The organism is Gordonia sp. 11cp (genome assembly GCF_057767225.1).
This window is the reverse complement of the sequence record NZ_CM173437.1, coordinates 36,109-58,867: the sequence shown is the minus strand read 5'-3', so window position 1 is coordinate 58,867 and position 22,759 is coordinate 36,109. Positions and strand designations below refer to the sequence as shown.

The following is a 22,759-nucleotide window of genomic DNA, read 5'->3' as shown; positions in this document are numbered from 1 at the left end:
GGAAATGCTGCGATCATGCACGGGTGGCTGATGTGAACCTCGATCGGTTGACCGCACTCGCTCACCGCTACGGCGTCGCCACCAGCTACGTCGGCTGGGGCGAGAAGCATCACGACGTGGACCCCGAGACACTGGTCGCGGTCCTGCGGGCGCTCGAGGTGCCCGCAGGGTCGCCCGAGGAGATCGAGGAGTCGATCCGCGAGATCGACGAACAGCCGTGGCGCGAGTTCGTCCCGGCGGTGACGGTCGTGACCGAGGGCTCGGGCGCCACGTTCGCCGTCCACGTCCCGCACGGTCATCTGGTGAAGGTGTGGATCGTCAGCGAGACCGGCGAGGACGTCGCGGCTCCACAGCTCGACGTCTGGGTCGAACCGCGCGAGGTCGACGACGCCCTCGTCGGCCGCGCGACGTTCGCCGTGCCCGATGACCTGCCGCCCGGGTATCACCAGATCAAGGCACTCGACCTCGACGACTCGTCGGCGTCGAGTGCGCCGCTGATCGTCACGCCGCGTCGCCTGCACACCGCGGACCGGTTGATCGGCCGCAAACGGTGGGGACTCGCCGCGCAGCTGTACTCGATCCGATCGGCGGATTCGTGGGGCGTGGGCGACTTCGCGGATCTCGCCGGCATCTGCGAGGTGGCCGCGAGCGCGTACGGCGCCGACTTCGTCCAGGTCAATCCGCTGCATGCGGCCCAGCCGCAGGCGCCGATCGAGGCGTCCCCGTATCTGCCGGTGACGAGGCGCTTCGTCAATCCGCTCTACATCCGGATCACCGACATCCCCGAACTGGACGGGCTGTCGAAGTCGCAGCGCAAGTGGGTCAAGGCACTGGGTCGCAGTTTCCTCACCGAGAACACCGCGACCGACAAGATCCGGCGCAACAAGTCCTTCCGCGCCAAGATGGAGGCGCTCGAACTGATCTACGGCGTCCCGCTCGCACCCGCGCGTGCAAGCGCCTACCGCGACTTTCGGCGTCGGGAGGGCAAGGGCCTCAAGCGTTTCGCGACGTGGTGCGCACTCGCCGAACGCTACGACGCCGACGACCCGCGCTGGCACGGAAAGTTCCTCGACCGCGCGTACGTGAAGAAGAAGCGCCGAAAGCTGGCCCGGCGCATCGACTTCTACATGTGGCTGCAGTGGATCTGCGACGAACAGCTCGCCACCGCCGCGCATGCGGCGCGCTCCGCGGGCATGGGGATCGGCGTGATGGCCGATCTCGCGGTGGGTGTCGCACGGCACAGCGCCGACGCGTGGGCGCTGGGCGACGTGCTCGCCTCCGGGGCGACCGTGGGAGCGCCGCCCGACGGCTTCAACCAGCAGGGACAGGACTGGGACCAGCCGCCGTGGCATCCCCGGCGCCTCGCCGAGGCCGAGTACGAGCCGTACCGCGACATGATCCGCACCGTCCTGCGACATGCGGGAGGTGTGCGCGTCGACCACATCCTCGGACTGTTCCGGCTCTGGTGGATTCCCGACGGGAGCAGTCCGGCTCACGGGACCTACGTGCACTACGACAGCGAAGCACTGATCGGCATCCTGGCGCTCGAGGCGCAACGCGCCGACGCGGTCGTCGTCGGCGAGGATCTCGGGGTCTTCGAGCCGTCGGTGCAGGACTCGCTCCGCGAGCGCGGAATCCTCGGCACCTCGATCCTCTGGTTCGAACAGGGACCCGACGCGGCGATCCCGCCCGAGGACTACCGCGAGCTGTGCCTGACCTCGGTGACGACGCACGACCTGCCGCCGACCGTGGGATATCTGGCGGGCGACCACATCACGCTGCGATCGCGGCTGGGCCTGCTCGCCTCCGGCGAGGACGCCGAGCGGGCCCGGGACGCGCGCGAACGCGACGCGGTACTCGAACTGGCCTACGAGCGCGGACTGCTCTCCCGGGACGCCCCGCTGACAGATCCCAAGGTCGTCGACGCCCTGTACGCGGTGATCGCACGGACCCCGTCGGTGCTGCTGAGCGTCGCTCTGGTGGACGCGGTGGGGGAGCGGCGGATTCAGAACCAGCCGGGCACCGACAGCAGCCAGTATCCGAACTGGTGTGTCCCGCTGGCCAATACCGAGGGCGACGTCGTCCTCGTCGAGGATCTCGTCAGCAGCGTGCGGTTCCGCAGGCTGGTGTCGGTGCTCAACGAGTCGGGCGTGCCAGGTTCCTGACGGACACGATGGTCAGCACGAGCGCGACGAGGGCCAGCACGGCGACACCGATGTTGAAGGCGATCCCGGCGGGCCGGAGACCCCAGTACTGCGCGGTGATCCCCTGGCCGACGATCGGTATGGAGATCGCCACGTAGGCGACGACGAAGTAGGTCGAGGTGACCTCGGCCTTGCGTCCGGCCGGTGTCGCGGCGACCACCGACGCCAGGCCCTTGCTGAACGACATGCCCTGCCCCACACCGCAGATCACCGCGCCGCCGAGCAGCGCCGGGGTCGACGCGGCGACCAGCCCCAGGATCGACAGGCCCGTTCCGAGGATGAGGAGGGCGCAGCCGGCGATCAGCGCCGGCTCGGTGGGCATCCGACGTATGACGATCTGGGTGAGCGCCGAGGACGCGAACAGCACGAACACGAGGAATCCGGTGAACGCGTGGTCGTCGATGCCGAGGATGTTCGTGACGAAGGAGGGCATCACGCCGGTGAAGGTGCCCATCACCGCGAACCCGGCGAAGGCCGCGATCGACGCCCGGACGAACACGCCGCGGATGTCGGCGGGCACCGACAGTCTCTGCACGCTCAGCCGGGCGCCCGGCACGACGTCGACGGTCTCGGGGAGTCGCCAGATGCCGACGAAGACGAGGACCAGCAAGGCGAGATCGAGCACGAACGGGGTGTGCAGCGGGGACGGTGCGTACTCGGCGAGGAGGCCGGCGATCAGCGGACCCAGGCCCAGGCCGCCGATGTTGGCGGCGGTCGCCACCGCCGGCGCGCGTCCCCGCCAGGACGCCGGGGCGAGTTCGATGACCGCGGTGGTGGCGGCGCCGGCATAGATGCCGGCGGACAACCCGGACAGCACGCGGCCCAGCAGCAACTGCCAGACGGGGCCCGCGGTCAGGAACACCACGGCGCTGACCGCCGACAGGATCGCACCGGCGATGAGCATCTTGCGGCGACCGATGACGTCGGACCAGCGTCCGAAACCGATCAGCGCGGCGATGACCCCGGCCGCGTACACGGCGAAGATCACGGTCGTGGTGGTGACGCCGAAGCCGAGTTCCTCGCCGTAGATCGCGTAGAGCGGCGTGGGGAGCGTGGTGCCCAGCATGATCACCGTGAAGGCGTAGACGGCCGCGGCGAACGATGCACCGGAAGGGGCGGAGGAAGAGGCGGGGACACTCGAACGGTCAGACATGGCAGCCGACACGCTACCGCCGCGGCCCTGGTCCAGCGCTGTGTGCTGAGTTACAGTTACTGGTGGTAACAGTTAACTTCCGCAGTGCAGCAAGTTGGGGGTGTCGGATGCAACCAGAACTCGACGTCGTGATCGTCGGTGCCGGCTTCGGCGGGATGGGCGCCGCGATCGAACTCAAGCGTCAGGGCTTGGACAACATCGCGATCCTCGAGCGCGAAGACGATCTGGGCGGCACGTGGCACGTGAACCACTACCCCGGACTGGCCGTCGACATCGCCTCGGTCACCTACTCCTATTCGTTCGAACCCAATCCGTACTGGTCCCGACTGTTCGCGCCGGGCGCCGAGCTCAAGCGCTACGCCCACCACGTCGCGGACAAATACGATCTCAAGCGGCACATGGAGTTCGGCACCCTCGTCGAGTCCGCGTCATGGGACCCCGAGGATCAGCTGTGGCGAGTCCGGACAGGTGACGGCGGTGAGCGGACCGCCCGCTACCTGGTGACCGCGACGGGATTCCTGTCACAGCCGCACGTCCCCGACTTCCCCGGGATCGAGAACTTCGCGGGCACCATCCTGCACACCGCCGCCTGGGACGACGGATTCGACTTCGCGGGCAAGAAGGTCGCCGTGATCGGCACCGGCGCCACCGCCGTCCAGCTCATCCCGGAGATCGCCGCCCGTGCCGACACCCTGACCGTCTTCCAGCGCACCGCCATCTGGGTGGTCCCCAAGATAGACTTCGCGATCCCCGCGGTCGTGCAGCGGCTGTTCCGCCGGATCCCGCTCACCCAACGCGCTGCGCGACTGGTCAATTCGTCGCTGCTGGAACTGTTGATGGTGTTCGGCGTCCTGCACTACAAGCAGGTCAAGCCGGGCAACAAGCTGGCCGCCCGACTGGCCAAGGCCCACCTGCGCGCGCAGATCGACGACCCGGAGCTGCGGCGGAAGCTCACTCCGGACTACGACTTCGGATGCAAACGCCCGACCTTCTCCAACACCTACTTCGCCAGCTTCGCCAAGCCGAACGTGACGCTGGAGACCAGCGGCATCGCCGGTCTCGAAGCCGATGCCATCCTGGCCGCCGACGGCACGCGCACCGAGATCGACACCCTCGTCCTCGCCACCGGGTTCAACCTCTGGGACGTCAACTTCCCGGCATTCGACATCATCGGCCGGGACGGGCGCAACCTCGGGAAGTTTTGGCGCGAGAACCGTTTCCAGGCCTACGAGGGCGTGACTGTCCCCAAGTTCCCGAACCTGCTGTCCCTCAACAGCCCGTACTCCTACAGCGGGTTGTCGTACTTCACGACCATCGAGGGACAGATGAAGCACATCGCGCGACTGTTCGGTGAGCTCCGTCGCCGCGGGCAACGCACCTTCGAGGTCACCGAGGCGGCCAACGATGCCTTCCTCGACGAGGTGACCGACCGCCTGCAGTCGTCGGTGTTCTACAACGGGGACTGCGCGACCTCGCGCAGTTACTACTTCAACCAGCACGGCGAGGCGACGCTCCTGCGGCCGGCATCGACGTTGCGGACCCTGCGCGAGATGAACTCGTTCCCGTTGCGCGACTACGAGTTCAGCTGAGCGAACCGGGGCGCGCCGGCGGGAGGGCTTGTCTCACAACAGCTCCCTGAGGAGCGAGCTTGCGAGCGTCACGAAGGGTTGAGCAACTCCGGTCCGTTGTTCGCGACCCGGTTGACCAGCGGGGCGACCTCGCGGATCGCGATGGCGTCGACCAATGACCGGGCGGGTGGGGCGAACAGTTCGTCGGGCGCCCGGCCATCCGGATCGAGCCAGGCATCCCAGCTGTCGTACGGCATGATCAGCGGCATCCGGTCGTGGACGTCGCGCAGCTCGCCGACCGCATCGGTGGTGAGGATGGAGCAGCTGAGCAGCGGCGGGGCCGGTTCGGCCGTGTCGGCGTCGGTCTTGGGATGCCAGACCGACCACAGGCCCGCCATGAAGAGCCGGGTCCCGTCCTGCGGGGACATGAAGAACGGGATCTTGGTGGGTTTGCCCTTGCTGTCGACCGGACCCTTCTTCCACTCGTACCACCCGTCCATCGGTACGAGGCAGCGCCGCGACTTGACCGACGAACGGAACGAACTCTTCTCCGCCGCACTCTCGGCGCGGGCGTTGAACAGCAGCGGCCCCTTGCCGACCTCTTTGGCCCACGGCGGCACCAGTCCCCAGCGCATCGCCCGCACCCGCAACAACGGATCGTCGTCGGGATCGTCGGGCGAGTGGCGCTTGACGACGGTCATCACCGTCGTCGTCGGTGCCACGTTGTAGTTCACGCCGGGCGGGCGGGGAGTGGCATCGAGATCGGTGGAGTCCTCACCCGCCGGTTCGGGTACCTCGTTGACGGCCTCGATCTCCGCCGCGAGCTTCGCCGGGTCGGTGGTCACCGCATAGCGTCCGCACATGGTGTCCATGCTGCCCTAGTGGGGGCGACTAGGCGGCGGCGATGTCGGCGACCACGGCCTCGGTGACCGACACCAGATCCGCCGGGGCCAGTTCGATCTCGAGCCCGCGCTTGCCTGCGCTGCACAGCACGCGGTCGAACCCCGTGGCCGAGGAGTCGATCACCGTGGGCAGCAGGGTGCGCTGACCGACGGGCGAGACACCGCCGAGGACATAACCGGTGGTCCGGGTGACCGCCTTGGCCTCGGCCATCGTCGCCTTCGACGCACCGAGCGCGGCCGCCGCCGACTTGAGTGACAGCTTGCCGGGCACCGGGACCACCGCGACGGCCAGACCGGATCGCCCGCCGCCGGAGAGTTCGATGACCAAGGTCTTGAAGATCTGCTCGGGCCGCACGCCGAGGGTGTCGGCGAGTGCGGCGACGGCCTCCGCGCCGTAGGCCTCCGAACGCGGGTCGTGCGCGTACCGGTGTACGGAGTGGGCGATCCGAGCACGTTCGAGTGCGGCGATCGCCGGGGTGGATGCCATCGTCGGTTACCTCCTGGTGGTGAGCGGGGGCGCGGGGGTGGCGCGAGAGGCCTCCGCCGGGATCGGCCCGCCGCGATCGCAACGGCGACCCGGGAACAAACCGCCCGTCGCGCTCTGTTGGGACTGTTCGGACAGCGGACGTAGGGAAACGGACACGAAGGAGGTCGGGAGGCATATGAGCACAGCGGCCGTGATGGAGCTCCCGCAGCGCACCGAGCCGAGGTCACTCTCGGTGGGGGACGGGTCGGTAAGCTTGATCGACAACATCTCCGTGATGCCTCCCATCGAAGGGATCGTAGTGTCCGACACAGAAGCATCCGACACAGAGTCGTCCGGCCCGGGGTCGTCCGGCCCGGCGCAGTCGGCGACCGGCCGGTCCGGTACCGCCAAGGCACCCCGCCGGGCCGATCCGAGCGAATCGCCGGAGCAGCTGACCGAGCGGTTCGAGCGCGACGCGCTGCCGCTGCTCGACCAGATGTACGGTGCCGCGCTGCGGATGACCCGCAATCCCGCCGACGCCGAGGATCTGGTCCAGGAGACCTACATCAAGGCGTTCACCGCGTTCGCCTCGTTCCGGGAGGGCACCAACCTCAAGGCCTGGCTCTACCGGATTCTCACCAACACCTACATCAACGGCTACCGCAAGAAGCAGCGTCAGCCCGCGCAGTACCCGACCGACGAGATCACCGACTGGCAGATCGCCGCGACCGCCGAACACACCTCACAGGGGTTGCGGTCGGCGGAGATCGAGGCGCTCGACGCCCTTCCCGACGACGAGATCAAGGCCGCGCTGCAAGAACTGCCGGAAGACTTCCGGATGGCCGTGTACTACGCCGATGTGGAAGGCCTGCCGTACAAGGAGATCGCCGAGATCATGGACACCCCGATCGGTACCGTCATGTCCCGACTGCATCGCGGACGCCGACAGCTGCGTGAGCTGCTGGCCGACGTGGCGCGCGAGCGCGGGTTCAACCGTTCCGCACGTGCGACGGATGCGGAGGTGGCCCGATGAGCGACGTCGATCCGGAGCTGACCCAGCTCGACTGCTCCGCCGTCATCGCCGACGTCTGGCTCCTGCTGGACAACGAGTGCGACCAGAACGCCCGCGAACGACTCCAGGGCCACCTCGACTCCTGCCCGTCCTGCCTGGCGCATTACGGCATCGAGCAGCAGCTCAAGGCGCTCGTCAATCGCAAGTGCGGCGGCGATCAGGCCCCGCAGGGTCTGCGCGACCGTTTGCGCATCGAGATCCGCAAGACCGTCATCGTGCACGAGGTCTCGGAATCCGAGCGCTGACCCCGACGAACACCGGACAACGCAGAACACAGGAAAAAGCCCGGGCGGCCTGATGGCCGTTCCCGGGCTTTTTTCTGCTCGATCGCCGAGACCGCGGTGAGCGGTGATCAGGCGTTGGGGCGCTTGCCGTGGTTGGCAGCGCTCTTCTTACGAGCGCGCTTCTTGCGTCCACGCTTTCCCATGACGCATCTCCTTCGTTGCGGGGCGGGTGCCGCCTGGGGCGGGTCCGCCGTGTACGGGTTTCAGCCGTGTGCTGAGACAACCCTGGCATCGGCCGGGGAGGACATCCCTGGTGTCATCCGGGGAAGACATCCCTGGTGATCGGGACATCACAGTGTCTCAGGGATTCTCCCATGCGCCAAAAACACCTCCGCGCACGCCCCCGGCACCGGACCGTCCGGGTACGACGCCGTGGGCTAATTTAGGTGCATGGCAGAAGACGTGGTGGCAGAGATCGTCGCGAGTGTCCTCGAGGTGCGCGTCGCTGCGGGCGAGCAGATCGAGGTCGGCGACACGCTCGTCCTGCTCGAGTCGATGAAGATGGAGATCCCCGTGCTGGCCGAGGAGCCGGGCACGATCGCCGAGGTCAAGGTCGAGGTCGGCGATGTCATCCAGGCCGGCGACGTGATCGCCGTCTTCGAGTGACCGTGTCGCGCCCCCGCCGGCCGGTCGACGTCGCCGTCTCCTGAGATGTCGACCCTCTCCGACCTCCTCGCCGAGCACACCACGCTGTCCGACTCGGCCGCCGCGCACCTGCAGCGACTCGTCGCCGAATGGCAACTCCTCGCCGATCTGTCCTTCGCGGACTTCCTGCTGTCGGTGCGCACGGAGGCCGGGGCGGTGGTCACCGTCGCGCAGTGCCGTCCCAACACGGCCTCGACGGTCTTCCCGACCGATGAGGTCGGCCGCGTCATCGACACCGAGGCGCACCCGCAGGTCCTGCGCGCTTTCACCTCCTCCCGCATCCTGCGCGACGAGGACCCGACCTGGTCCGGTGCGACGGCCATGCGTCAGGAAGCCGTCCCGGTCGGTTACGACGGCGAGGTGATCGCCGTGGCGACCCGGGCGGTGGATCTCACGCACCCACGCCTGCCGTCGCCGCTCGAACTCGCATACCAGGACTCCGCCGACGACCTGTGCCAGATGGTGGCCGACGGCACGTTCCCGCACGAGGAGGGCAACCCGCGCGGATTGTCGACTCCGCGGGCCGGTGACGGATTCGTGCGGCTCGACGGCCAGGGCATGGTCACCTACACCAGCCCGAACGCGCTGTCGGCATTCCACCGGATGGGGTGGACCGCCGAACTCAACCACACGCACCTGTCCGACGTCGTCAAACAGCTCATCACCGAGCCGTTCGAAGCCGACGACGTCGCCCTGATGCTCGACATCGCGGCCGGGGTGACCGAGGTCCCGACCGGTCCCTACCGCGACATCGGGATGCGGGTGGAGGCCGATGCGCGACGCGCGACGGCCCTGATACGCGCTGTACCGCTCCGTCCACGGGGGGACGTCACCGGAACCGTGGTCCTGATCCGGGACGTCACCGAGGTCAAGAGGCGCGATCGCGCACTGATCAGCAAGGACGCGACCATCCGCGAGATCCACCACCGGGTGAAGAACAATCTGCAGTCGGTGTCGGCACTGCTGCGACTACAGGCGCGGCGCACATCCAACTCCGACGCACGCGAGGCCCTCAACGAGGCGGTCCGGCGAGTGGCGTCCATCGCACTCGTCCACGAGCTGCTGTCGGGCAGTGTCGACGAGGAGGTCGACCTCGACGAGGTCGTCGACCGGCTCGTCCCGATCCTGATCGATGTCGCGTCGGGGGAGGCGAGGGTGGCTGTGCGCCATCGTGATCGGCTCGGCGTGCTGACCGCCGAACTCGCGATGCCACTGGTGATGGTCCTCACCGAACTCATCCAGAATGCGATCGAACACGGCTTCGACGGGGCGCCGCCCGACGACGCCGAGATCTCGGTCGTCGCCGAACGGGATGTACGTGGTCTGCGAATAGCCGTCCGCGACAACGGTTCCGGGCTACCCGAGCACTTCGACCTGGCCACCTCGGATCATCTCGGCCTGCAGATCGTGAAGACCCTGGTGTCGATCGAACTCGGAGGCGAACTGGACATCCGCGCCAATCCTGGCGGGGCGGGAACCGAAGTGGGTGTGTACATTCCGCTGCGCTCCTGAGCGCGGAAATCGCGAAGCGGTTGGGCGGCACCGGCTTCGCCGGACGCAGCGAGGCGCGAACACGAAAAAACCCGGCCGTGGCCGGGTTTTTTCGAATCCGGAACAGGGCCGGCCGCGAGGGCCTAGACGCTGCTCCGGGTACGCGTACGTGCGGTACGGCGCTTGAGTGCGCGTCGCTCGTCCTCGCTCATGCCGCCCCAGACCCCGGCATCCTGACCGGACTCGAGAGCCCACGACAGGCAGTCGGCGGTGACGGGGCACCGTGCGCAGACGAGCTTCGCGTCGGCGACCTGCGCGATGGCCGGGCCGCTGGTCCCCACGGGGAAGAACAGTTCCGGATCCTCGTCGCGACAGATGGCCTTGTGACGCCAGTCCATTCCACTACTCCTTCGGGCGCGTTTGCACCACTCGATCGTCTAACTGGTGATTGTTGGCTGTAACTCTCAGTTCACGCGGCGCACCAAATGTTTCCGCGTTGTTGCTTGTGAATACTTTCACGAATCGAGCCGAAGTCAATGGGTTTGCTTAACACGTGGGCAACATCACGTCGCTCGCCTAGCACTTCGGTCTCGGACTCCCGGAGGGGGGTCCAGGCTGTCTGTCTCACGGCCTTGTAGTAGCCTACTCGTCTCGCGCCGGTGCTGTCGATGACTTTCTGCTGGTCGCGCCCCTGTCGCCGGCGAAAATTGCCCGTGACGTGGTCGGACGCTCCGGGGTATTCTTCACCACATGCGCCGACGATGTTGATCCACACCGCATGAACGGACCCGCCGCAGGCTGACAGCCGCGGCGGTGGGTGCCGCCCTCCTCGAAGACCTCATCCCGTTCTACCCGCTCTATGCCGTCCTCTTCGCCGACCCCGGCGTCCCGGGTGCCGGCCTCGGGTCCGCCGAGATCTCGGCACTGTTCGTCGTCTGGTCGGTCTCGTCGGTGATCGTCGAGGTCCCCACCGGTGTGCTGGCCGACCGGATGTCCCGACGGAAGCTGCTGATCGCCGGTCCGCTGATCACAGCTTCCGGCTTCGCGCTGTGGACGGCGGCGCCGTCGTTTCTCGCCTTCGCCGCCGGATTCGTCCTGTGGGCCCTCGGCGGTTCGCTGCGCTCCGGCACGACCCAGGCCCTGGTCTACGACGAGCTCGCCGGTCTCGGGCGCGCGCGTGACTACGCGCGTCTGTCCGGACTCATGCGGGCCGCCGCGGCCCTCGGGGTGATCGGCGGCACCGCCCTGGCCGCGCCGTTGTTCTCCTGGGGCGGCTACGAGGCGGTGGGCATCGCCAGTGTCGTCTCCTGCCTGCTGTGCTCGCTGATGTCGGCGATGCTGCCCGAGACGCGCACCGGCCGGGGCGGTACCCCGGCGGACACGTCGGACTCCGATGGACCCGACCCCGGCGATGCGGACCCGGGAGCGGGCTGGCTCGCGATCGTGCGCAGTGGCAGGCGTTCGCTGCGGACACAACCCGTGGCGCGGCGGATGTTGCTGCTGGGTGTGGCCCTGACCTGGGTCGCTGCGCTGGACGAGTACCTGCCGTTGCTGATCGGGGCGTTCGTGGGCGAGGCGGAGAACGCCGACGCGGTCGGCGCCCCGGGGATCGATCCGGGCGCGATCGCGCTGCTGATGATCGTGGTCTCGATCGGCGACATCGGGGGAGCGCTCGCCGCGGGACGGTTCCGGTCGGTCGCGGCGATCGGGCCCGCCGTGGGTCTGGGCGCGATCATGCTGATCGGGGCGTCGCTGTGGGGGCATCCGGTGGGTGCGCTGGGTATCGCCGTCGCGTTCGGGATCCTGGGCTGGGCGCGGGTCGTCGCCGACGCCGCGCTGCAGGACCGACTGAGTTCGACGTCGCGGGCCACCGTCACCTCGCTGGCGGGGATGGGCGAGGAAGTCGTCGCGATCCTGGCCTATGCCGGCTGGGCGCTGGGGTCGGTGTGGCTCGGGCCGGCCGGACTGTTCGCCGTCGCCGCGCTGCCCTACGTCGTGGTGTCGGCGCTGCTGATCGGCGGTGCGATGACCGTGAGGGCCTCGCGGCGATGACGAAACCGCAAGTCGCGGAACGCCCCGATGTAGTCGCCGTCCATCTGCACATCGATCGGCGCCTCGGCGCGGAAGCACACCTCGTCGACATCGTCGTCCCGAAAGAGGTGGCGCGCCTTGGGATCTGCCTGGGACAGGAGTCGGGTTGCCAGCGGGAGATTGCGGAGCACGCCGGTGGAGGTCGCCACGAACACGCCGAGTCCGGTGTGGAAACCGGTGTCGGGATTGGTGCGGATCTCGCGCGGTCCGAGGTAGGTCCAGGGGCTGGTGTTCGACACGAAACCGAAACGGGCGCCGGTGATCCGGTCGCGCCCGGGGATCTCGACGTCGAACGTGGCCGACGACCCGGACTGTTTCAGGAAGCTGCTGATCGTGGTCCACAGGTATCGGGCCGGTGTCGCGGTCTTGCCCGCGTGGCGTTTGTCCTCCATCGCGTGGATGACGACCGCATCCATGCCCATGCCCGTGTTGAACAGGAACCACCGGTCGTCGGTGTGCCCGAGACCGATGCGGCGGCTCTGTCCGGCGTCGAGCAGCGAGATGATCTGCTGCGTCGCGAGAAGTGGATCGGGGTCGATCCCCAACGTCCGGGCGAAGACGTTGGCGCTGCCGCCGGGGATCACGGCCAGCGACGGGCGTCGACCGTCGGGGTCGCTCGTCGACGGCGGGTCGAGGAGTCCGTTGGCGGCCTCGTTCACCGATCCGTCGCCGCCGTGCACGATGACGGTGTCGAAGTCCTCGGCGACGGCGCGCGCGGCGAGTTCGAAGGCGTGCCCGCGGTGGGTGGTGAGTTCGACGTCGAGGTGGAAGTGCGCGCTCAGGGTGTGCGCGAGCGCGTCGCGGCCCGCGGGACTGGTCGCGGTGGCGAACGGATTGACGATGAGCATGACGCGCACGACACCCGAGGATATGGGGTCGGCCCCGCCTGCGCGTAATCGCGGCGGTGTCGCAGCGTGATCGGACCGGTGTGCACACCCGGGGCGGGGCGTGCGAGCGCACCAAATATCCTGGGGCGGTGAGCACCGAGAACGGCCGTCCGGAGTCCGACACCGATCCATCGGTGACCCCGCGCCAGATCAAGATCGCGGGTGCGGTGACCACGGTCCAGGGTCTGGTCGGAATTGTGGTCGCGGTGATCCTGGTGGTGCGCGGTCTGGCCGGGCACGAGGAGGCCACGATCAGTGGCTATGGCACCGCGGCCTGGTTCGGCATCATCGGCGGTGGAGTGCTCGTGGGCGGGCTCGCACTGCTCGCCGGGCGGCGCTGGGGACGCTCGATCGCGATGGTGGCCCAGATCTTGTTGCTGCCGGTCGCGTATTACCTGTTCACGAGCGGGTGGCCGGTGTTCGGGGTGCCGCTGGCGCTCGCGGCGCTGGCCGTCCTGGTGATGCTGTTCAGCCCGGCGTCCATCCGCTGGCTCGCCGACGACCTCGAACCCGACCGCTGACGGACCGCTCCCTACCTGACGTCGTCCACGAGGGCGGCCCCACAGACCGGGGAGCCGTGGCGAAGCCGCCGCGCAATCGGCCCGGACTCTCATCCGACGATCCCGGCCCGGGCGGTCGTACAGTAGGGCGCATGACGCGCATCCTCGCGATTGCCAACCAAAAGGGTGGGGTCGCCAAGACCACCACGGTGGAGTCCCTCGGCGCCGCCCTCGCCGACCTCGACGTCTCGGTGCTCGTCGTCGACCTCGACCCGCAAGGCTGTCTCACCTTCTCGCTCGGGCACGAGCCCGACCAGCTCACCTCCTCGGTTCACGACGTGCTGCTCGGCGACGAGGAGATCGCCGACGTCCTCCTCGACACCGAGGACAAGGTCACCCTGCTGCCGGCGACCATCGATCTCGCCGGAGCCGAGGCGCTGCTGCTGATGCGTCCGGGGCGGGAGTACGCGCTCAAGCGGGCGCTCGCGGAGGTGAGCGAGGATTTCGACGTCGTCATCGTCGACTGCCCGCCGTCGCTCGGTGTGCTGACCCTGAACGGTCTCACCGCGGCCGACGAGGTGATCGTGCCGCTGCAGTGCGAGACCCTCGCCCATCGTGGTGTCGGTCAGCTGTTGCGGACCGTCCGGGAGGTTCAGCAGATCACCAACCCGAACCTCACGATGCTGGGCGCGGTGGCCACCCTGTTCGACGCCCGGACCACGCACAGTCGTGACGTCCTCGCGGACGTGTCGGACCGCTATGACCTGCCGGTGCTCGACCCGCCGATCCCGCGCACCGTGCGTTTCGCGGAGTCCTCGGCTTCCGGGACATCGGTCATGCGGGGCCGAAAGAACAAGGGCGCCACGGCATATCGCGCGCTCGCCGAGAATCTGTGGAAGCACTGGGAGGCCGGCGAGAAGGTCGGTACCTTCGAGGTCTGAGGTCGCCGATCAGCCCGGACCGAAGGCCTCGATGCGCGGTCCGTGCTGTTCGATCACGGAGTCGCCGAGAACACGAAGACTCACCACCGGCGCCGCCGGTTCGCTTCGTGCCAGCGGGATGGACCGTATCTCACGGCCGGTCGCCACGTCCCGGACGCTGATCCCCGTCGCGCTCGGCAGCAGGAGTTGCCCGGCCATCACCTGGCCGGGCCCCAGAGTGCCGGGGACCTGATAGATCGGGTTGAGCGTCTGGGCGTTGAGGACGACCGTCGCCTTGCCGGTCCAGTAGGTGACGATCCCGTCGGAGGAGATCGGGACACTCCCGGCCGGCGGCGTCGCGTCGCCCGCGACGGTGTTGGTCCCGGCCGCGTTGCCGTCGGTGTCGAAACGCCGGATCGCCGGTCCGCTCTCGGCGCCGATCGTCGGTGGTTCGGCCGGCGTGGCCCCGCCGTCGTAGACGGCGATACCCGACGACGACATCGCGATCAGTACCGGCGGCGGTCCGCTCACGTCCCCGGTGATCAGGGTCGACCCGTACTGCTCGACGTTCTCATCGCTCCCGAGCACCGCGCCGAGGACCGTCAGCCGGTACCCGGGGTCGTCGGCGCAGCGTTCGATGACGGCGACGCGATCTCCGGACACCGCCGAGGAGAACAACTCGCAGTCTTCGCGGTCGGGCGCGTCCTCCGGACGTACAGGTGCCTCGACCCGCCCGTACTCGATACCGCGGACGAGGTTGGAACCCCAGGTCTCCATCCGCCGGGACCCCTGCGCGACGACGTACCCCGAGTCGGTCGCGAGCCGGATGTCCGGGTCGGCGTCGCTGGTGCGTGCGCCCTCCCGGCTCCCGGTGCCCGCGTCGAGTGCGGTCACCTCCGAGCATCCCCGGCTGTTGCGGTACACGGCCAGCGCCAGGTCCGAACTCGCCGTCCAGGCGGTGCCGACGGTACACAGATCGAGATCGCGGCTGTACGACCAGAGTTCACGGCCGGTGGCCGGGTCGTGCCCGACCACCCGACCGCCGTTGCCGGTGACCACGGCCGAGGTGCCGATGGCCGGGGCGCTGGTGGCGTCGGAGTCGGCCCGCCACCGGGCGACGAAGCGCTCCGGCACGGTATCCGCCTGCGCGACCGCGGCGGGCTCGTCCTCGGCCTGCACGCTCGTCGTGTGGCGGACCGGACTGAGGGCCCAGGCGGTGACGCACAGGGCGGCGACGACGACCACGATGGCCGCGGTGACCGCGAGATCGATCGGTCGGCGCCGCTCGGGCCTGACTCGTGCCACGCGGGTCAGCCGGTGGTCAGTCGGCGACCGCTGCGGTGGACTCGGACCCGCCGGGACGATTGGCACCCCCGCGACGGCGGCGACGCCGACGCGGTTTCGTGGTGCCGTCAGCGGCCGGCGCGGCGTCGTCGGCGGGCGTCGCGTCGGTGGAGGCGGCGGACTCGGTCGAGGTGGACTCGGCACCCGACTCCGCGGTCGTCGTGTCGCCACCCGGCTTCCCGGCACGGGTGCGTCGCCGGGTGCGGTTCGAGCGCTTGCGGGGCTCCCGGTCCTCGCGGGTCTCCCTGGTCTCGTCGGGGTCACGCGGTGGCTTGGGTGCGGCGATGCGGCCGGTCTTCGACTCGGGGATCGACAGATCCGCACGGAGGTGTTCCGACGTCGAGTAGGTCTCCGGCGGGTCCGGGATACCGAGGTTCAAGGCCTTGTCGATGAGCTCCCAGCGGTGCAGTTCGTCCCAGTCGACGAGGGTCACCGCGATACCCGTGCGGCCCGCGCGACCGGTACGGCCGATGCGGTGCACGTAGGTCTTGTCGTCTTCGGGGCACTGGTAGTTGATGACATGGGTGACGTCGTCGATGTCGATGCCGCGGGCGGCCACATCGGTGGCGACCAGCACGTCGATGGTGCCGTCGCGGAAGCGGTTGAGCGCCTTCTCGCGAGCGACCTGACCGAGGTCGCCGTGGACGGCGCCGACCTTGAAGCCGCGCTCGGCGAGATCGTCGGCGACCTTCTGCGCGGTGCGCTTGGTTCGGGTGAAGACCATCGTCGCGCCGCGGCCGTCGGCCTGCAGGATGCGGGCGACGAGTTCGGCCTTGTCCAGGGCGTGTGCCCGGTAGGCGTACTGCTTGGTGCGGTCGTGGACCGCGGAGTCGTTGGCGTTCTCGGCCCGGATGTGGGTCGGCCGGTTCAGGAAGGTGCGGGCCAGGGTGACGATGGGGCCGGGCATGGTCGCCGAGAACAGCATGGTCTGCCGAGGTGTCGGCAGTGCGGACATGATGCGCTCGATGTCGGGCAGGAAGCCGAGGTCGAGCATCTCGTCGGCCTCGTCGAGCACCAGGATCGACACCTTGCCGAGGACGAGGTGACCCTGCTGGGCGAGGTCGAGGAGGCGGCCGGGCGTGCCGACGACGACGTCGACGCCCGACTGCAGTTCGGCGATCTGGGCCTCGTAGGGACGTCCGCCGTAGATCGAGGTGATCTTCAGCGGGCGGGTGGTGCCGTCGGCCAGCGTGACGTCGAGAGCGGGTGCGATGACCTGGAGATCGCCGGTCACCTGGACGCACAGCTCACGCGTCGGCACGATGATCAGCGCACGCGGGGTGTTGTCCAGGGGCCGCACGCCCGAAGTGGCGGCGTGGGCGAGGCGGTGCACCAGCGGGATGCCGAAGCCGAACGTCTTGCCCATGCCCGTGCGGGCCTGACCGATCAGGTCGTGTCCCTCGAGGGCGAGCGGCAGGGTGAGTTCCTGGATCGCGAAGGAGTGGGTCTTGCCGTCTGCGGCGAGGGCGGAGACGATGCGCTCGTCGACGCCGAGTTCGGCGAAGGTGGGTGCGGTATGGGTGTCGTCGACGATGGTCGTCTGCACGGCGGAATCGCTCATGTGCGGTTGTGTGCCTTTCTGGGCCGGTCTGCGCGCGATGTGTTTCGGTGCGCGCACGGAGAGGGCTCGAAAGTGCACGCGCATATGTCGTAGTGGCACCGGGGATGTGACCGGGTATCGCGAGAGGGAACTCGCACGTCCCGCGAGTCGACTCGCGAGCAACGCCGTCGCCACATCCACACGCTCGCTCCGGCGAGCACGCGCTCTCGCGCAGCTCAGCGGGCAAGCGACGGGGGGTCCCGTCGGAGTGCACCGCCGTCGAGTGTACTTGGTGCCCGCCCGTGGCCCGCTACCATCACCTCATGGCGCCTGCATCCGACCCTTCCGAGTCGATCCCGTCACCTGCGACGTCCACCTCGGTGGCGTCGGTCGAGATGCGGGATTCGGCGATCGGGAAGCTGTTCGCCGTGCTGCTCGCCGGCGAGTTCGCCGCGTTCCACCGGCTCATCGAGGAGTCGGCGATGGCGCCGGATGTGCCCAGCCGGATCGCGATCGCCCGGATGGCGGCGTCGGAGGTCGGACACTTCGACCGGCTCGCCGAGCGGGTGGAGGCGATGACCGGGCTCGGCGCCGCGGAGGCCGTCGAGCGCTATCGCTCGGTGTTCGACCAGTACCACCGCGCGACCACGCCGAAGACCTGGTACGAGGCGCTGGTCAAGGCCTATGTCGGCGACGGACTGGCCGCCGATTTCTACGCCGAACTCGCCGACATGCTGCCGCCGGACTCGCAGGCCGTGATGGCCGAGGTGATGTCGGAGACCGTCAATTCGCAGTTCGCTCGGGAGCAGGTCCGTGCGGCGGTCGAGGCCGACCCGTCGATCAAGTCGGCGCTCGTCCTGTGGGGCCGTCGGCTGCTCGGCGAGGCGATCACGCACGCGCAATGGGTCCTCGCCGCCGAGGAAGAGGTCACCGATCTGCTCTTCGCCGGCGCCAGCTCGCTGACCGGCGTCGCGGGATTCTTCGACGTCGTCGCGAGCAAACACGCCGACCGGATGGCCGATCTCGGACTCGATTGAGCCGCACCTGACCTCCGTGGTTCCGGCCGGTGGCGTTTCGCTCTCAGCGGAGTGCCTGTCCGGCCGTGGCCCGGCTGCACTAGCCTTGTGCGGCAAGCGTTGTTAGACCAGCGTTGATGACACACCGAGGAGGGCGGCACATGGCCGTGGAAGTGAAGATCGGCATCACCGACAGCCCGCGGGAGCTGACCATCGCGTCGACCCTGACCAGCGACAAGGCCTTTGCGGAGGTCGAGGCGGCACTGGGTGGCAAGCAGCAACTGCTGTCCCTCGTGGACGACAAGGGCGCCCGCTACCTCATCCCGGTCACCAAGATCGCCTATGTCGAGGTGGGCGCATCGGAGAACCGGCGCGTCGGGTTCGGTTCCTGACCGGCCGGCAATAGCTCGACGAGAAAGGGGCCTGTACGCCGATGGCGTACAGGCCCCTTTCTCGTGTCGTCGGCCGGCGTCAGGCGCCGTTCGAGTCAGGCCCGCTCCCGGCGCCGCCCGCCTCGGGATCGGTGGGCTCCGCGTCGGCAGCGGCGGTCTGGCGCGGGAAATGCGACAACCCGCCCCACAGCAGGGCGACCGTCGTGTCGACCGCGGTCTGCTTGTCGACCGGGCGCTTGGCCTCCAGCCAGTAGCGGGCGTTGACCTGGCTGGCGCCGACGAGCCCCGACGCGAGCATGCGCGAACGATAGGGGTCGAGTCCGGAGTCGTGCATGACCAGCCCGTACACCGCGTCGACACAGGCCTCGGTCGCGCCCTCCACCCGGCGGATGACGGCGGGGTCGGAGGCGTCGGAGGAGAAGATCAGCCGGTAGCCCGAGTTGTCCTGGTCGATGAAATCGAAGAATGCCTGGACCGCTGCGCGGACGCGGCGGCGGTTGTCCGTCGTCGTCCGCAGGGCGGTGTTGACGTCGCTGACCAGCTTCTCGGCATGCGAATCGACGACCGCGATGTACAGGTCGAGCTTGGATGGAAAGTGTTGGTACAGAACGGGTTTGCTCACTCCCGCGTGCACGGCGATCTCATCCATGCCCGCGGCGTGGTAACCGCGTTCGACGAAGATCTCACTGGCCGCGTCGAGCAACTGCATACGTCGTGCGCTGCGCGGCAGGCGGGTGCTGCGTCCCGGCACGGCGGATGCGTTGGTTGCGGTCGACATGCCCAAGAGAGTACTCGGGGGAGCTTCTTGCGCAGTATCGGTGGTCTGCTGTGAGAAAGTTGACCGGTGAGCCGCACTGAGGACGGTGGCCCCGGACCCGAACGCGGCCGGGTGCGTGCCAAGGACGTCGGCCCGAGATCGTCGGGACGCCCCAGACCGGACCAGCCGCTACGAGCGCGCTGGGACCCGACCGACGACAGCGGACGACCCCGCGTCGACCGCGATGCGCAGCCCGGATACAAGAAGCAGTCGGCGCTCGGGCGATTCGTCTCGACCTACGGCTGGCGCGCGTACGCCATCCCGGTGCTCTCGATCCTGACGATCGCACTGATCGTCGTCACCGTCCGGGACGGCCGTACCGATGCGCTCGAGCCGGCCGCCGCCGCCAGCCCGGACTCCGCGGCACGCAACACCGACATCAGCAAGGAGACCCGCCCGATCGGCGCGCCTACCGGCGACATCCAGGCGGCCGCGCTGCCCGCCGGGACGCTGCCGCAGGGTGGTCCGTTCACCGAGCGGGCCCGCAAGACCTATCGGGTCCTGCGTGGGGGCGGTCCGCCCATCGGTTCCGGCGGGCAGGTGTACACCTACACGGTGGAGGTCGAGAACGGTCTCGACCCGCAGGACTACGGCGGTGACCCGACCTTCGCGAAGATGGTCGACACGACGCTGGCCAACCCGCGCAGCTGGATCGGTGACGGCCGCGTGTCCTTCCGTCGGGTCGACCGCGGCGAGCCCGACCTGCGCATCACCCTCACCTCCACCGGCACGACCCGAGAGCTCTGCGGCTATCAGATCCGGCTGGAGACCTCGTGTTACTACCCGCCGCAGGCCCGGGTCGCGCTCAACGAGGCCCGCTGGGTGCGCGGCGCCCTGTCGTATCAGGGGGACGACGTCGCCTACCGGCAATACCTCATCAACCACGAGGTCGGGCACGGCATCGGTTACGAGTCCCACGAGGCGTGCCGCGAGGACGGTGCGCTCGCGCCAATCATGATGCAGCAGTCCTTCGGCGTCGCGAACTCCGAGATCATGGCCCTCGATCCGCAGATGAAGGCCAACCGCACCTTCGTGTGCCGACCCAACCCGTGGCCTTTCCCGACCCGCTGACCCGGGAATGCCGCTGCGGGCCCGGTCGTTGTGCCAGGAGTCCGTAGTCACCTGAACAATGGAGGCGTTCGTGTCGTCGCAAGGGTCGCCCACAGGGTCGCTGCCGCCGCTGGTGGAACCGGCCGCGGAGCTGAGCAACGAAGAGGTGGCCCGCTACAGCCGTCACCTGATCATCCCCGATGTGGGAATGGACGGTCAGAAACGTCTGAAGAACGCCAAGGTGCTGGTGATCGGTGCCGGCGGCCTCGGCTCGCCGACGCTGCTCTACCTCGCCGCGGCCGGGGTCGGCACGATCGGCATCGTCGAATTCGACATCGTCGACGAATCCAATCTGCAGCGGCAGGTCATCCACGGCCAGTCCGACATCGGCCGGCCGAAGGCCGAGAGCGCACGGGACTCCATCCTGGAGATCAATCCGTTCGTCACCGTCAACCTGCACGACCAGCGGCTGGAGCCCGAGGGTGCGATCGAACTGTTCTCGCAGTACGACCTCATCCTCGACGGCACCGACAACTTCGCGACCCGGTACCTGGTGAACGACGCCGCGGTCCTCGCGCACAAGCCCTACGTGTGGGGTTCGATCTACCGCTTCGAGGGCCAGGCATCGGTCTTCTGGGAGGACGCCCCGGACGGTCGCGGACTCAACTACCGCGATCTCTACCCGCAGGCGCCGCCGCCCGGGATGGTGCCGTCGTGCGCCGAGGGCGGTGTCCTCGGCATCCTCTGCGCCTCGATCGGCTCGATCATGGGCACCGAGGCGATCAAGTTGATCTGCGGTATCGGTGAACCGCTGCTCGGCCGTCTGATGGTGTACGACGCGCTGGACATGACCTACCGGACCATCAAGATCCGCAAGGATCCCGAAGGTGAACGCGTCGCCGGTCTGATCGACTACGACGATTTCTGCGGTGTCGTCTCCTCGGAGGCGTCCGACGCCGCGGCCGGGTCGACGCTGACCGCCGTCGAACTCAAGTCGAAGATCGACGCGGGGGAGAAGCTGGCGATCATCGACGTCCGGGAGCCCGTCGAATGGGACATCGTCCGCATCGACGGCGCCACGCTCGTCCCGAAGGGCGACATCCTCTCCGGCGAAGGTCTCGCCAAGGTGCCCCACGACCGCCCCACGGTCCTGTACTGCAAGACCGGTATCCGGTCCGCGGAGGCACTCGCCGCGCTCAAGCGAGCCGGCTTCGCCGACGCGACGCATCTGCAGGGTGGCGTGACCGCGTGGGCCAACCAGGTCGACAAGACGCTCCCGGTCTACTGATCTCGGTCATCGATCCGGGTGTCTGCGCACGTGACTGCCGCGTGCCTTCCGGAAACGGACACCCGCGCTCGGTAATCTGGCCAACGTGAACACCGTCGAGCCGCCCGAACATGTGCTGAACACGTTCGGGCTCACCGCCCACCCGCCCATCGCGATGGGGGAATCGTGGGCCGGTGGGTGGCGTGTCGGCGAAGTCGTGCTGTCGCTGGTCCCCGACCACGCGCGTGCCGCGTGGTCGGCGTCGGTCCGGGAGTCCCTCTTCGTCGAGGGCATGCGGATCGCGCGTCCTTTCCGCGCCACGGACGGCCGATACGTGGTGTCCGGGTGGCGGGCGGACACCTACATCGCGGGGACACCCGAGCCGCGGCACGACGAGGTCGTCCTGGTCGCCGACCGCCTGCACGAGGCGACCGCCTCGCTCGAGCGGCCCCGGTTCCTGCTGCAGCCGCCGGCCCCGCCGCACACCGACGTCGATGTCTTCACCGCCGCCGACCGCGCCGCCTGGGAGGACGTGCCCCTGCGGTCGGCCCGCGCCGCGGGCATGGCCGAGCCGACCGCGCCGGACGGCGTGCAGAGCGTCGAGATGCTGAAAACCCTTGCGAAACTCCGCAAGCCGGTGGATCTGCCGTCCCAGGTCGTGCACGGTGATCTGTTCGGCACGGTCCTCTTCGCGGGCGCCGCGGCTCCCGGGATCACCGACATCGTCCCGTATTGGCGACCGGCCCCGTGGGCGGCGGCGGTCGCGGTCGTCGACGCCCTCGCCTGGGGCGGCGCCGACACCGAACTCATCCAGCGATGGTCCGATCAGCCCGAGTGGCCGCAGATGATGCTGCGGGCGACGATGTTCCGGCTGGCCGTCCACGCCCTGCACCCGCGGTCGACCTCGGGCGCACTGCCCGGGTTGCAGCGAGTCGTCGAACATGTACGTTTACTCGTATAATCGCAGCTCACAGCCCTGACTGATTGCTGACAGGGTTCTCACACCGTCGTTGTGACGGAGTGAGGACAACGTGACCATGCGGTCACCTCGCGGCAAATCCGCGCAACACGCCCCCTCCACACTTGGTCTCGAGTCGCACGACATCGGTGTCGGCGTCCCACACGACAGCCACCACTGCACGTCCAGCTC

Annotated in this window: 24 protein-coding genes; 14 read left to right on the top strand and 10 right to left on the bottom strand. The window is 68.7% G+C overall.

Annotated elements, in window-relative coordinates; all coding sequences use genetic code 11:
* The first annotated feature begins 32 nt into the window (after positions 1-32).
* Entirely contained in the window at positions 33-2,165 is a 2,133-nt protein-coding gene (gene malQ / locus AC3B6C_RS00250) for a 4-alpha-glucanotransferase (RefSeq protein WP_488376196.1), read from the top strand.
* On the opposite strand, the gene AC3B6C_RS00245 is transcribed toward malQ, so the two are convergent.
* On the bottom strand, positions 2,137-3,357 hold the full coding sequence (locus AC3B6C_RS00245; protein ID WP_488374499.1) for an MFS transporter: 1,221 nt from the start codon (positions 3,355-3,357) through the stop codon (positions 2,137-2,139). The two genes, malQ and AC3B6C_RS00245, sit on opposite strands and share 29 nt — an antisense overlap.
* Positions 3,358-3,464: 107 nt before the next feature.
* Here AC3B6C_RS00245 and AC3B6C_RS00240 point away from each other — a divergent pair, with 107 nt between their 5' ends.
* Complete coding sequence (locus AC3B6C_RS00240) at positions 3,465-4,946, top strand: flavin-containing monooxygenase (RefSeq protein ID WP_010843916.1); 1,482 nt, start codon at positions 3,465-3,467, stop codon at positions 4,944-4,946.
* A gap of 68 nt (positions 4,947-5,014) precedes the next feature.
* Here AC3B6C_RS00240 and AC3B6C_RS00235 read toward each other — a convergent pair whose 3' ends face one another.
* Complete coding sequence (locus tag AC3B6C_RS00235) at positions 5,015-5,788, bottom strand: SOS response-associated peptidase (protein WP_055475610.1); 774 nt, start codon at positions 5,786-5,788, stop codon at positions 5,015-5,017.
* Positions 5,789-5,816: 28 nt separating this feature from the next.
* Positions 5,817-6,314 (bottom strand): Cys-tRNA(Pro) deacylase, encoded by a 498-nt coding sequence (gene ybaK, locus AC3B6C_RS00230; protein WP_010843918.1) that lies wholly within the window; start codon positions 6,312-6,314, stop codon positions 5,817-5,819.
* A gap of 175 nt (positions 6,315-6,489) precedes the next feature.
* On the opposite strand from ybaK, the gene AC3B6C_RS00225 reads away from it, so the two are divergent.
* Entirely contained in the window at positions 6,490-7,326 is an 837-nt protein-coding gene (locus tag AC3B6C_RS00225) for a sigma-70 family RNA polymerase sigma factor (RefSeq protein ID WP_014927734.1), read from the top strand.
* Positions 7,323-7,610, top strand: coding sequence for a mycothiol system anti-sigma-R factor (gene rsrA / locus AC3B6C_RS00220; RefSeq protein ID WP_010843921.1), 288 nt, complete (start codon positions 7,323-7,325; stop codon positions 7,608-7,610). Before AC3B6C_RS00225 ends, rsrA begins: the two co-directional genes overlap by 4 nt.
* A gap of 107 nt (positions 7,611-7,717) precedes the next feature.
* Here the strand turns inward: rsrA and AC3B6C_RS00215 are convergent, their stop codons facing one another.
* Entirely contained in the window at positions 7,718-7,792 is a 75-nt protein-coding gene (locus tag AC3B6C_RS00215) for a 50S ribosomal protein bL37 (RefSeq protein WP_109239415.1), read from the bottom strand.
* A gap of 247 nt (positions 7,793-8,039) precedes the next feature.
* Between AC3B6C_RS00215 and AC3B6C_RS00210 the strand changes: the two genes are divergently transcribed.
* Complete coding sequence (locus AC3B6C_RS00210) at positions 8,040-8,255, top strand: biotin/lipoyl-binding carrier protein (protein WP_010843922.1); 216 nt, start codon at positions 8,040-8,042, stop codon at positions 8,253-8,255.
* Between the two features lie 45 nt (positions 8,256-8,300).
* Entirely contained in the window at positions 8,301-9,806 is a 1,506-nt protein-coding gene (locus AC3B6C_RS00205) for a sensor histidine kinase (protein WP_010843923.1), read from the top strand.
* A 122-nt stretch (positions 9,807-9,928) separates the two neighbouring features.
* Here AC3B6C_RS00205 and AC3B6C_RS00200 read toward each other — a convergent pair whose 3' ends face one another.
* Both AC3B6C_RS00200 and AC3B6C_RS00195 read right to left on the bottom strand, forming a co-directional pair.
* Positions 9,929-10,183 (bottom strand): WhiB family transcriptional regulator, encoded by a 255-nt coding sequence (locus AC3B6C_RS00200; protein WP_004023450.1) that lies wholly within the window; start codon positions 10,181-10,183, stop codon positions 9,929-9,931.
* A 71-nt stretch (positions 10,184-10,254) separates the two neighbouring features.
* Positions 10,255-10,560, bottom strand: coding sequence for a hypothetical protein (locus AC3B6C_RS00195; RefSeq protein ID WP_488374498.1), 306 nt, complete (start codon positions 10,558-10,560; stop codon positions 10,255-10,257).
* 38 nt (positions 10,561-10,598) lie between these two features.
* Between AC3B6C_RS00195 and AC3B6C_RS00190 the strand changes: the two genes are divergently transcribed.
* Entirely contained in the window at positions 10,599-11,837 is a 1,239-nt protein-coding gene (locus AC3B6C_RS00190; protein ID WP_488374497.1) for an MFS transporter, read from the top strand.
* Here AC3B6C_RS00190 and AC3B6C_RS00185 read toward each other — a convergent pair.
* Positions 11,774-12,724 (bottom strand): diacylglycerol/lipid kinase family protein, encoded by a 951-nt coding sequence (locus tag AC3B6C_RS00185; RefSeq protein ID WP_488376195.1) that lies wholly within the window; start codon positions 12,722-12,724, stop codon positions 11,774-11,776. The two genes, AC3B6C_RS00190 and AC3B6C_RS00185, sit on opposite strands and share 64 nt — an antisense overlap.
* A gap of 128 nt (positions 12,725-12,852) precedes the next feature.
* Between AC3B6C_RS00185 and AC3B6C_RS00180 the strand changes: the two genes are divergently transcribed.
* Positions 12,853-13,284, top strand: a complete 432-nt coding sequence (locus AC3B6C_RS00180) for a hypothetical protein (RefSeq protein WP_488374496.1) — start codon at positions 12,853-12,855, stop codon at positions 13,282-13,284.
* Between the two features lie 131 nt (positions 13,285-13,415).
* Positions 13,416-14,204: a ParA family protein gene (locus AC3B6C_RS00175; protein WP_010843927.1), complete on the top strand. Its 789-nt coding sequence runs from the start codon at positions 13,416-13,418 to the stop codon at positions 14,202-14,204.
* A gap of 9 nt (positions 14,205-14,213) precedes the next feature.
* Here AC3B6C_RS00175 and AC3B6C_RS00170 read toward each other — a convergent pair whose 3' ends face one another.
* Together AC3B6C_RS00170 and AC3B6C_RS00165 are read right to left on the bottom strand one after the other, a co-directional pair.
* Entirely contained in the window at positions 14,214-15,488 is a 1,275-nt protein-coding gene (locus AC3B6C_RS00170; protein ID WP_488374495.1) for an Rv3212 family protein, read from the bottom strand.
* A gap of 16 nt (positions 15,489-15,504) precedes the next feature.
* On the bottom strand, positions 15,505-17,088 hold the full coding sequence (locus AC3B6C_RS00165; RefSeq protein ID WP_488374494.1) for a DEAD/DEAH box helicase: 1,584 nt from the start codon (positions 17,086-17,088) through the stop codon (positions 15,505-15,507).
* A gap of 302 nt (positions 17,089-17,390) precedes the next feature.
* On the opposite strand from AC3B6C_RS00165, the gene AC3B6C_RS00160 reads away from it, so the two are divergent.
* Positions 17,391-18,104 carry a ferritin-like fold-containing protein gene (locus AC3B6C_RS00160; RefSeq protein ID WP_488374493.1) on the top strand — a complete coding sequence of 238 codons (714 nt, stop codon included), beginning with the start codon at positions 17,391-17,393 and terminating at the stop codon, positions 18,102-18,104.
* A gap of 140 nt (positions 18,105-18,244) precedes the next feature.
* On the top strand, positions 18,245-18,475 hold the full coding sequence (locus AC3B6C_RS00155; protein WP_004023442.1) for a DUF3107 domain-containing protein: 231 nt from the start codon (positions 18,245-18,247) through the stop codon (positions 18,473-18,475).
* Positions 18,476-18,554: 79 nt separating this feature from the next.
* On the opposite strand, the gene fasR is transcribed toward AC3B6C_RS00155, so the two are convergent.
* Positions 18,555-19,253, bottom strand: coding sequence for an HTH-type transcriptional activator FasR (gene fasR, locus AC3B6C_RS00150; RefSeq protein WP_010843931.1), 699 nt, complete (start codon positions 19,251-19,253; stop codon positions 18,555-18,557).
* A 66-nt stretch (positions 19,254-19,319) separates the two neighbouring features.
* Between fasR and AC3B6C_RS00145 the strand changes: the two genes are divergently transcribed.
* From AC3B6C_RS00145 to AC3B6C_RS00135, 3 genes are all read left to right on the top strand, one after another.
* Positions 19,320-20,363, top strand: coding sequence for a DUF3152 domain-containing protein (locus AC3B6C_RS00145; RefSeq protein WP_010843932.1), 1,044 nt, complete (start codon positions 19,320-19,322; stop codon positions 20,361-20,363).
* Positions 20,364-20,421: 58 nt separating this feature from the next.
* Complete coding sequence (gene moeZ, locus AC3B6C_RS00140; RefSeq protein WP_010843933.1) at positions 20,422-21,630, top strand: adenylyltransferase/sulfurtransferase MoeZ; 1,209 nt, start codon at positions 20,422-20,424, stop codon at positions 21,628-21,630.
* An 85-nt stretch (positions 21,631-21,715) separates the two neighbouring features.
* Positions 21,716-22,570, top strand: coding sequence for a TIGR02569 family protein (locus AC3B6C_RS00135; RefSeq protein WP_488374492.1), 855 nt, complete (start codon positions 21,716-21,718; stop codon positions 22,568-22,570).
* Positions 22,571-22,759: the final 189 nt, after the last annotated feature.